The following is a 6,756-nucleotide window of genomic DNA, read 5'->3' as shown; positions in this document are numbered from 1 at the left end:
ATCAAATTTTGCAATCATTTTGATTTGCATATTACTTGGTAACCGACTTCGAACGATACGTATAATTGAGCCAAAGCTTTTTATGCTTTTGGGTTATACCTTTATCATTTATGGAGTTACTTCTTTATTGGTAACAATTGGAACACTAGAAACAGATTCTTTACAATTTGGGTTAAAAACGGTTTTGGCAACGTTAATTGGTCTGATTTTAACTAAAATACACGCAACAGATCGCTACATTTTACAAAATATACTTGATCCCAAAAGCGTAGTTTCTTTAAACAACTTGGCATTTTCAGAACAAACCGAGCTTCCTTACAATCCAGTTTCAACGACTAGAGAAAAAATAAATATAGAACCCAAGAATCCTATTGCAACCAAAAGCAAGGAAAACACAACTAATCAAGAACAAATACCTTTTATCGATCTCAACGACTTCGAAAACAGTCAATTAGTGCTTCCTTATTATGAAAATTTAGCACATGAGGAACGAAGCCGATTGGAGTTTGTGGTTTCTAAAAAATACCATCAAAATTTGACTGAGGAACAAAAAAAGAATCTTGTGATCCAGTACATTTTAGAACATAAATTGTACGACCATCAGCGGTTTTTACCGAAGTAAAAATGAATTGAAATCAGCAAATATTTAAATATTTTTTTTAAAGACAGAAATTCAGATTTAACAGAAGTACTACATTTTTTAACTCACTTAAATTCAGATTTTTAATAAATGTTTATAACTTACCACACCATTTAGCATTAGTACAAATAGTAACTTTGAAACTTCTCCAGATATGAATATTCCAATTTTAAATACCGTTCGACTTTTATCGATTTTAGCTCCTATACTGATGTTACCCACCAGTTGCAAACAAGATCTTGAAGAAAATAATTCTGCAATTGAACCTATTGCAGGAGTGGAAACAAACGCAGCAAATACCAATTATAAACCCGCTTTCGATGGACAAACTCGAGCCAACGGAACGGTTAAATCTACATTCCAATCAAAAATTATTACATCAGCCTTATCACAACCTTGGGGTATTACTGATTTGCCAGACGGTAGATTGTTAGTTACTGAGAAGAGTGGCAGTATGCGAATTGTGGATACTTTAGGTGTTGTAAGTGCACCAATTACTGGATTACCAGTGGTAAACAATGTGGCTCAAGGAGGTTTGTTGGGAATATGTCTCGACCCTTCATATGCCACGAATAAAATGGTTTATTGGGTTTTTGCCGAATCGGTTGCGGGAGGTAATGTTACGGCTGTAGCCAAAGGGAAGTTGTCCAATTCAGAAACTACTATCGAAAATGCAATAGTAATTTACCGAACCAATCCGCCAAATGCTAGTGTATTGCATTACGGAGGACGCATTTTGTTTGACAAAACGGGACACTTAGTATTAAGTACAGGCGAGCGTTCTGTTATCGAAACACGGCCTTTAGCACAAGCGGTAACGTCGGGTTTGGGTAAAATTATCCGAATCACAACCAATGGCCAACCAGCACTAGGAAATCCAACATTTAATGGAGCGGGTGCTTTACCTGAATTGTACAGTATTGGTCACAGAAATCCGCAAGGAATCGCTTTTCATCCTGTAACGGGCGATTTGTGGCAAAGTGAATTTGGACCGCGTGGGGGAGACGAAATTAATAGGGTTCAACCGGGTTTAAATTACGGCTGGCCAATAATTACTTACGGAATTGAGTATGGGGGCGAACCAATTGCCCCTGTGAAAACGCAACAAGAAGGAATGGAACAACCCGTTTATTATTGGGATCCTGTTATTTCACCAAGTGGTATTACTTTTTATAAGGGAAACAAAATACCTTCGTGGCAAAATAATCTTTTCGTTGCAGCTTTGAGCGGTCAACATATTGCACGACTGGTCATTCAAAATAATAAAGTGGTAGGCGAAGAACGATTATTAGAGAAAGAAAATCAAAGGTTTAGAGATGTGATTCAAGGAAAAAATGGCGCTTTGTATGCAATTACCGATCAAGGGCGTCTATATAAAATTGATAAATAAAGCGTTTAAAATTTTTCTCTAAAAAAAGCAACTGTTTTTAAATGTGTAATTTGAATTTAAAAACAGTTGAAAAGTTTTGAACCGTAAAATTAGAAAATCTTATTCTTTATTTAAACCGGTAAATTCTTGGTATTCTTTTCCGAGAGGTACCATACATTTTACATCATTTTCGTTAATGTACCATTCCAGACAATACCCGTTTGGATCTACTTCATGCTGTTTTTGTAACAATTCGAAAGCTTCGCCAATGCTATCAGGATTTTGTTTGTAATCATAAATGTAAAACGAATTATAGGGACCATTTTTAATGACAAAAGTTTCTAATCCAGGTAGACTTTCGTCTTCCATAATTTGGGCTGCTGCTTTATAAATCATAATGCCGTTTTCGTCTGGATAGGAAATACCAAAGAAATCTCTGCGATCATTTTTGGGTAACAGTGTATGTAATTGTTGATGAGCCGCTGCAATCCCTTCTGGAAAGCTTTCAGCGGTTACACAATAGGTGGGAACGTCTTTTTGAAAATTATAATTGTCCATTTTTTGTAGGTTGTAGTTGTTGGTTGTAAGCTTCAGGTTTTCAGGTTTGGAGTTATGAGTTGTAGGTTGAACGTTTCAGAAATTTTCAATTTGTATTTGTTACTTTCCATCTTCTATCGCCTCACTCCTCTCCTTCTTGAAAGACCCTCCTTTGTAGGTCCCGACGCTTCGGGAGGGGAGGCTTAATTCTTACCGTAAATCTTTACATACAAATCTTTGTATATTTCCATCATGACTTTACGTTTAAGTTTCATAGTAGGAGTAAGTTGTCCGCCATCGACTGTCCATAAATCGGGGGTAAGTTCAAATCGTTTGATTTGTTCCCAACTACCAAATTTTTTATTAATTTCCTCCACTTCGTCTTGGAATCTATTTTTGATTTCATCGTTCTGAACCATCTCTTCGTTCGTGCTGAATTTGATGCCTTTTTTCTTCGCCCATTTTTTCACAAAGTCAAAATCGGGTTGGATAAAAGCACCAGGCATTTTTTCGCCGTCACCAATGACCATAATTTCAGCAATAAAGCGCGACTGTTTCATCGCATTTTCAATTAGTTGTGGAGCAATATACTTCCCTCCCGAAGTTTTGAACATCTCCTTTTTACGGTCGGTGATTTTCAAAAATCCTTCGGAGTCAATTTGACCAATATCTCCTGTGTGAAGATAACCGTCTTTGATTGCTTCATCGGTTTTCTCTTGATCCTTATAATATCCCATCATTACGTTGGGTCCTTTGCACAAAATTTCGCCATCTTCGGCTATTTTAACTTCTACATTATCAATCACTTTTCCTACGGTTCCAACCTTGAATCCGCGATTTCGCATATCGTTTACAGCAATAACAGGAGAGGTTTCGGTCAATCCATAGCCTTCCATTACAGGAATTTCCGCTGCTGCAAAAACGCGACTTAACCTTGGCTGTAAAGCGGCACTTCCAGAAACCATCAAACTTAGATTGCCTCCCAAACCTGCTTTCCATTTGCTAAAAATCAGTTTTCTAGCTAGTTTTAATTGGGTTTCATACCACCATCCGTTTTGTCCATAAGGTTCATATCGCAAGCCTAGATCAATTGCCCAAAAAAATAGTACTTTTTTAATCCCAGTTAAATCAGATCCTTTAGCATAAATTTTATCATACACTTTTTCTAGCAATCTCGGAACGGCAGTAATCACATGGGGTTTGGTTTCCGTGAGGTTTTCGGTCAATTTTTCGATGGATTCTGCAAAATAAATTCCTACACCGTAATATTGGTACAAATACACGACCATCCTCTCAAAAATATGACAAATAGGGAGGAAGCTCAAGGCTTTCGTTTGCCCTGCAACAAACGGAATTCTTTTTTCACTGTTCAAAACATCTGAAACGATATTTTTGTGCGAAAGCATCACTCCTTTGGGTCTTCCAGTGGTTCCAGAAGTATAAATAATGGTTGCCAAATCTTCTTCAGTTACTGCATCTTTTGCTGTATCTACTTCGCTTTGGTTACTTTGATCTTTTCCTAAATCCAAGACTTCTTGCCAATTTTTGCAACTTTCAATGGAATCAAAACAATAAACTTCCTTTAGTTTTGGTACATTTTTTCGAATCGCGTTTACTTTTTCTAAAACAACGGAATCGGAAACAAAACAATATTCCACTTCAGAATGGTTTAAAATATACTCATAATCTTCTTCGGAAATTGTAGGATAAATGGGTACATTTTGAGCACCCAACTGCAAGATTCCGATATCAACAATATGCCACTCGGTTCTATTGTTACTGGAAATGACTGCTAATTTCGTGTTCTTTTTGACACCTAATCGTAGTAAACCCCGAGAGAGCGTGTTGGCTAATTGAATATATTCATCGGTTGAAGTTTTTACCCACGTTCCGTCTTTTTTAGTGACCAATGCATCGGGAATGTTGTGGTTTTTTTGCTGGTGATATGGAAAGTCGAAGAGTCTTGTGATTGCAGCCATTGTATTCGATTTGTTTTTGTGCATGCAAATTAATTAATAAATAATTCATTTACAATATTTCAACCTAATATTAAATAATCATTATGAAATATGTAGTTTTGCACTCTTTACATTTTAAAAATCGGCTAAGGATATGCAAAATTTTTTTCGAGGGAACGAGTATAAAGTATTGGCCTACAGATTATTGTTGGCTTATTTTTTTTACTTCGTAGCACGTTTTCTTTTTTTTATTTACAATGCAAGTTTGTTGAAAATCAACAGTACCTACGAATTTTTCCGTTTGTATTGGCACGGTTTGGCATTTGATACCACCGCTATTTTATATTCCAATGGATTATTTATACTTTTATCTGTACTACCTTTGGTTATCAATACCAAAAGAAGTTACCAGAATATGCTGTTTTATGTATATTTTATTTGCAATCTGACGGTTTGGAGCAGTAATTTTATCGACTTCATTTACTATCGTTTTATCTTTTCTAGAACCACATTTGCAGCGATGGATTCGTTGGAAAATGAGTCAAATAAAATGCTGCTTTTTAAGAACTTTCTGTATAATTATTGGCATGTGTTTTTACTACTCTTTCTACTAAGTGCGTTATGGATTTATTTATTTAAAAAGGTAAAAGTGCGTCCAGAGTTGCCTTTAACTAATGGCAAGTACTTTATTTATTCGACGATTGCATTTCTAGGAATTGTAGCCTTATCGATAGGTGGTATTCGGGGAGATTTTAAGAAAAGTACACGGCCTATAAACTTACTGGATGCCAATAGATACGTGAGTCATGTTTCGCAAGGAGATTTTGTATTGAATACACCATTTTCTATCATTCGAACGCTTAATGTGAATACGTTTAAAAAGGTCGAAATGGTTTCGGAAAAAGACATTGAAACCTACGTAGAACCCATTAAACAATACCGTAATTATCCACCAACCAAGCCCAATATTGTAGTTTTGATTATGGAAAGTAACGGTCGCGAATATTTTGGCAGTTTCAATAAAGATCTAGACATTCCAGGTTACAAAAGTTATACGCCTTTTGTAGATTCTTTGGCACAACACAGTTTGATTTTTACCAATGCTTATGCCAATGGTTTTAAGTCCATTCATGGAATGTCGTCTATTTTGGCAGGTGTTCCATCTTTTAAGGATGCCTATACTTCGTCGGCATTTGTCAAGCAAAAAACACAATCTTTGATTTCAATTTTAAACGATGAAGGATACGACACGAGCTTTTTTCATGGAGCGCCAAATGGTTCGATGGGTTTTTTAGGCTTCGGAAATATTTTGGGAATTGAGCATTATTATGGGAAAAAGGAATACAACAACGATGCGGATTTTGACGGTGTTTGGGGTATTTGGGACGAACCGTTCTTTCAATACATGAAGCGGACTTTAGATAAAAAGCCACAACCTTTTATGGCAACTTTATTCTCTGTTTCGTCACACGAACCCTACGAAGTACCTGAAAAATATGCGGGTAAATTTCCAAAAGGCGATGCCAATATCCACGAAAGTATCGGGTACAGCGATTTTGCTTTGCGCCAATTTTTTGCTGCTGCTAAAAAAGAACCGTGGTTTAAAAACACGATTTTTGTGATGGTTGCCGATCATTCAAACACTATTTTCTATGAAGAATACCGCAAAGAATTTATGCGAAATACGGTTCCTATTTTGTTTTACACTGCCGACGAACGTTTTAAAGGAGTAAACGGGGATTGGGCCCAACAAATTGATATTTATCCAACTTTATTAGACATGATGGGTTACCAAAAGCCTTTTAGAAGTTGGGGTAGGAGCTTGGTCAGTTCAGGTAAAATAGCGCCTTTTGTAATCAAACATTCGGCAAATGTGTACCAATACATGAGTGGCAATTACATTTGTACTTTTGACGGAAAGAAAGCGGTAGGTTTTTATGCCAAAGATGATAAAAATATGGAGCACAATTTAATTGCACAACGAAACCCTGAAATGGATTTGCTGGAAGTGAGAGTAAAATGTTTTGTCCAAGATTACATGAATAGAATTGTGGAGCGGAGGCTGGAGTAGTTTTTAGTTTTCAGTCGCGGTCGCAGTTTTCAATTGCAGTCTCAGTTTTCAATTAAGAGATGGTAAGTTGAGGTTTCAAACTTGAAACCTCATACCTGAAACTTACAACCTCAAACTTAAAAACCCGCAACCAAAACTACACCGCCGCTCTAACGATTGCTGCAAAATCGTCTGCCTTAAG

General features: G+C 36.5%; 5 protein-coding genes. 3 read left to right on the top strand and 2 right to left on the bottom strand.

Annotated elements, in window-relative coordinates; genetic code table 11:
• Window positions 1-622, top strand: a 622-nt coding sequence (locus ACIQ2X_RS12375; protein ID WP_396179228.1) for a hypothetical protein, incomplete at its 5' end; no start/stop codon positions are given.
• A 172-nt stretch (window positions 623-794) separates the two neighbouring features.
• Window positions 795-2,030: a PQQ-dependent sugar dehydrogenase gene (locus ACIQ2X_RS12370; RefSeq protein WP_396179227.1), complete on the top strand. Its 1,236-nt coding sequence runs from the start codon at window positions 795-797 to the stop codon at window positions 2,028-2,030.
• 99 nt (window positions 2,031-2,129) lie between these two features.
• On the opposite strand, the gene ACIQ2X_RS12365 is transcribed toward ACIQ2X_RS12370, so the two are convergent.
• Window positions 2,130-2,567, bottom strand: coding sequence for a hypothetical protein (locus tag ACIQ2X_RS12365; protein ID WP_396179226.1), 438 nt, complete (start codon window positions 2,565-2,567; stop codon window positions 2,130-2,132).
• A gap of 182 nt (window positions 2,568-2,749) precedes the next feature.
• Window positions 2,750-4,525 carry an AMP-dependent synthetase/ligase gene (locus tag ACIQ2X_RS12360; protein WP_396179225.1) on the bottom strand — a complete coding sequence of 592 codons (1,776 nt, stop codon included), beginning with the start codon at window positions 4,523-4,525 and terminating at the stop codon, window positions 2,750-2,752.
• Window positions 4,526-4,658: 133 nt separating this feature from the next.
• On the opposite strand from ACIQ2X_RS12360, the gene ACIQ2X_RS12355 reads away from it, so the two are divergent.
• Window positions 4,659-6,575, top strand: a complete 1,917-nt coding sequence (locus ACIQ2X_RS12355; RefSeq protein WP_396179224.1) for an LTA synthase family protein — start codon at window positions 4,659-4,661, stop codon at window positions 6,573-6,575.
• Window positions 6,576-6,756: the final 181 nt, after the last annotated feature.

Source organism: Flavobacterium sp., from assembly GCF_044368625.1.
GTDB lineage: Bacteria > Bacteroidota > Bacteroidia > Flavobacteriales > Flavobacteriaceae > Flavobacterium.
The sequence above is the reverse complement of the archived record's forward strand: the minus strand, read 5'-3'. Positions and strand labels throughout refer to the sequence as shown.